Raw genomic sequence first — 994 nt, 5'->3', positions numbered from 1 at the left:
GGTCATGGTCGGGCTCCTGCCCACCGGACCCCAGCCGGTCCTGATCTCCCTGGCCATCACCCGGGAACTGGACCTCAAAGGCTCGTTCCGGTTCAATGACGAGATCGACGACGTCATCACAGCCCTCGCCGACGGCACCTTGCACATCAACCCCGTCATCACCCACACCTACCCCCTCAACCAGGCCCTCGAAGCCTTCGAAACAGCCCGCAACTCCGCCGAATCCGGCAAGGTCCTCCTCAGCTTCGGTCCGGCGGCGGCGGGAACTGTGCCGTCCACCGCAGTTGATTGGAGTACGTCGTGAGCGTGATGATCCGGCCGATGGTGGTCATGGGCGTGTCGGGAAGCGGCAAGAGCGTCCTGGGTGCTGCGCTGGGACAGAGCCTTGGCATTACCTTTGTCGACGCCGATGACCTTCATCCGGCGGCGAACAAGGCCCTTATGGCAGCGGGTATTCCCCTCACTGATGCGGACAGAATCCCGTGGCTGGGGGTGGTGGGCTCAGCCATAACCGGCGGAGTCAGCAACGGCGAGCCCAGTGTTGTCGCCTGTTCGGCGCTCAAGCGCTCCTACCGCGACTTGCTGCGAAGCCAGGTGCCTGATCTGGTCCTGGTCTACCTTGACGGCGGGGCGGACATCATCGCCCGCCGGCTCGAAACGCGGGAACACGAGTTTATGCCGGCAACGCTTCTGGCCTCCCAACTCGCGACGCTGGAACCACCGGAGGCGGACGAGGCGCATATCCGCGTTCCCGCGCAGCTGACGGTGGAGGAAGCAGTGGGCCTTGTCCGAAGCGGGCTCCAGGTTCCTGCGCCCGCCCGTCAGCCTTGACCGCGTCAGGCTAAGTACGGTGGGCCGGGCGGAAGAGGACCTGCACGACCGGCTTTTGGGACGCGTGGCCCGCCGGTACTTCGTCGAAGGCATGCTGCAAAACGACATCGCCACAGCTGAACACCTTTCGCGCCCCAGTGTGTCGCGCCTCCTGAGGGAGGCG

Annotated in this window: 1 protein-coding gene and 1 pseudogene; both read left to right on the top strand. The window is 65.2% G+C overall.

Features of this window, described 5'->3' with window-relative positions; all coding sequences use genetic code 11:
• A pseudogene (locus ACLKOZ_RS08365) lies at window positions 1-304 on the top strand (L-idonate 5-dehydrogenase); the annotation flags it as partial.
• A 5-nt stretch (window positions 305-309) separates the two neighbouring features.
• Window positions 310-831: a gluconokinase gene (locus ACLKOZ_RS08360; protein ID WP_436474284.1), complete on the top strand. Its 522-nt coding sequence runs from the start codon at window positions 310-312 to the stop codon at window positions 829-831.
• The last annotated feature ends 163 nt before the right edge of the window (window positions 832-994 follow it).

It is taken from the genome of Arthrobacter sp. R4 (assembly GCF_051365025.1).
Taxonomy (GTDB): domain Bacteria; phylum Actinomycetota; class Actinomycetes; order Actinomycetales; family Micrococcaceae; genus Arthrobacter.
The sequence above is the reverse complement of the archived record's forward strand: the minus strand, read 5'-3'. Positions and strand labels throughout refer to the sequence as shown.